At 60.3% G+C, this 2938-nt stretch carries 2 protein-coding genes and 1 riboswitch; both genes read left to right on the top strand.

All coding sequences use genetic code 11. From position 1 onward, the window contains the following. Nucleotides 1–788 precede the first annotated feature (788 nt). Nucleotides 789–1670: a transglycosylase SLT domain-containing protein gene (locus tag AC1D0Z_RS18715; RefSeq protein ID WP_477659697.1), complete on the top strand. Its 882-nt coding sequence runs from the start codon at nucleotides 789–791 to the stop codon at nucleotides 1668–1670. A 136-nt stretch (nucleotides 1671–1806) separates the two neighbouring features. Further along, nucleotides 1807–1936, top strand: a riboswitch (ZMP/ZTP riboswitch). Nucleotides 1937–1972: 36 nt separating this feature from the next. Then, nucleotides 1973–2938 (top strand): serine hydroxymethyltransferase (gene glyA, locus AC1D0Z_RS18720; RefSeq protein WP_477659698.1); only part of this gene is annotated, 966 nt, incomplete at its 3' end.

Here is a 2938-nt window from a genome sequence, read left to right on the forward strand (position 1 = left end):
CGGGCGGGCTATGGGCGGCGCACCGCGCCTTGCATCCCATCCCGAGAAGGTGCTTGCGCGGCCCCGTTTAGGCCGTAAACAGGTTCTAAGAAGCGGCGCCCCCAAAGAAAAACCCCGGGCAGCGAGGCCGACCGGGGTTGACGGCGGGCGTTTATGCTCATGCCGTCGGGGTTCCGCAAAAGAGAGATGAATCGTCTCCAGTGCGATGAAAGCAAGTGATTGCTCTCAGTTTTTCCGGGGGTGGTTACCCGGTGGATGCCTGAATGAACAGACAACTGCAGGTTAAGCCCATGCGCCGCCGCAGGCAAGACCATCTTTTCAATCACAGCACGGGATGTGATTGCCGCTGTCTTTGGCGTCCGGAACAACCGACCTGTCCGGCGGATGAGCCTGCCTGGCGCGACTACACGCGATGTAGAAAACAGCCTACAGGGGCAACCGCGAAAGGCTGATCGCCTTCTTTAGGGAGAAAACTTAACTTAGAGCTCGATCTCAGATAAAGCCCGTAAACACCTTGATTCAGACCGGTTTTGCCGGAAATCAAGGTTTTTATTTGCTTTTTTAATATAAAAAATTGATTTGTTATTCTTGACAGGTTATTAACCAACCCCATAGAATCCCGCCAGTCCCACGAATCCTAGGGACAACCCGAACCCGCTGCCCTATTCTTCCAAGAAGCCGGCAACGTCAAACAAGGGTCAACACCCACAAGGCTTGCCTTGGTTTGATGGCGACCCAATCAAAGCCTGCTGGCCCCCAAAAGGGCTGCATGCGTAGAAAGGAGTGCTATGACAGCGCTAGGACAATTCGGCCTTAACCTGAATGTCACCGCACACATGAAGAATGTGCGAAGCAGTGTTTCCAACATTGTTGATGACATCTCCCAAGGCTTTTTCGAGATTACCCATAACAGCTTCGCCCTCCTGGGCCTGGCGGTTGTGTTTGCGGTGATCACCCTGACAGCCCGCCCCGACTTGCGTCAGGCCGGTGAATTCAAGCTCATGACCTGGCTGCAACAGCGCCAGGAAGCCGCCATCGGCTTTACCGAGCCTGCCGCCATTGAACGCGCCACCGCGTCCAACCCGAAAGACCTGCCGTCCCAACAGGCGGCAGTGGCCTACTGGCTGAGCAAGAAGTATGGCGTCGCGCCCGAGCCGCTGAGCGTGCTGGTGGCCGAGGCCTTCGAGATCGGCCAAAAGGCCAAGCTCGACCCGACGCTGATCCTGGCCATCATGGCGATCGAGTCCKGCTTCAACCCGTTCGCACAAAGCCCCGTGGGCGCACAGGGCCTGATGCAGGTCATGACCAAGGTGCACTACGACAAGTACGACAATTTCGGCGGCAAGCTGGCGGCATTTGACCCGGTGACCAACCTGCGCGTCGGTGTCAAGGTCCTGCAGGAATGCATTGCCCGCGCCGGCTCCATCGAAGGCGGCCTCAAATACTACGTGGGCGCAGCCAACATGGACGACGACGGCGGCTATGCCGGCAAAGTGATGGGCGAACACGCCCGCCTGCTGGCCGTGGTGGCGTCTGCCTCCAAACGCGGCGCGCCCTCGCCTTTCTTCGCCGCCCCGGGCACATCGCGCCCGGTACCGGCTTCCATGCCGGCCACACCGGAAGCCGAAAGCAAAACGCCTGAAAAAGTGGCGGTGCTGAACCAGTCCTGACCCGGTCGCATGGCGGGGGTTTCATCCCGCTTACCTCTCAAAGCCGGGTCGCCGCCAAAGCGCCCCGGTTTTTTGCTTTTCGGGAGTCACTGAAGAACCCTCGAGGTGGCAGGTTTTGGGCGCCCTCAGTTACACTAGCGGGGTGCGCAACTGGCGATAGGCTCAAGGTTTTCGCAACCATTGAAGCTGACGTGGGACACCACTGGGAAGCGCACCGCTGAAAGCCGCTGGGCCGAAGCGTTCAGCCGTTCGCCTGGGCAGCCCTTGTTTCAATAGCAGGGACCACGTCTTTAAGGACTGCCATGTACCACCGCAACATCCTGGTTGAACAAACCGATCCCGAAATCTTCGCCGCCATCCAGGCTGAAAACGCCCGGCAAGAACACCACATCGAGCTGATTGCCAGCGAAAACTACGCCTCGCCCGCCGTCATGGCCGCGCAGGGCTCGCAGCTCACCAACAAATACGCCGAAGGCTACCCCGGCCGCCGCTACTACGGCGGCTGTGAGCACGTCGACGTGGCCGAGCAGCTGGCCATCGACCGCATCAAAACCATTTTCGGGGCAGAAGCCGCCAATGTGCAGCCGCATTGCGGCGCCTCGGCCAATGAGGCCGTGTTCCTGGCGTTCCTCAAGCCCGGCGACACCATCATGGGCATGAGCCTGGCCGAAGGCGGCCACCTGACGCACGGCATGGCGCTGAATATGAGCGGCAAGTGGTTTAACGTCGTCTCCTACGGCCTTAATGACAAGGAAGAGATCGACTACGACGCGATGGAACGCAAGGCCCATGAGACCAAGCCCAAGCTGATCATCGCGGGCGCCTCGGCCTACAGCCTGCGCATTGACTTCGAGCGCTTTGCCAGGGTGGCCAAGGCTGTCGGCGCGATCTTCATGGTCGACATCGCCCACTATGCCGGCCTGGTGGCTGCGGGCGTGTACCCCAACCCGGTGCCGCATGCCGACATCGTCACGTCAACCACCCACAAGAGCCTGCGCGGCCCGCGCGGCGGCATCATCCTGATGAAGGCCGAGCACGAAAAAGCCATCAACAGCGCGATCTTCCCCGGCCTGCAGGGCGGCCCGCTCATGCACGTGATCGCGGCCAAGGCCGTGGCCTTCAAGGAAGCCATGGCGCCCGAGTTCAAGGCTTACCAGCAACAGGTTGTGAAGAACGCACAGATCGTGGCCGACACGCTGACCCAGCGCGGCCTGCGCATTGTCAGCGGCCGCACTGAAAGCCACGTCATGCTGGTTGACCTGCGCGCC

The organism is Polaromonas sp. P1_E3 (assembly GCF_056405935.1).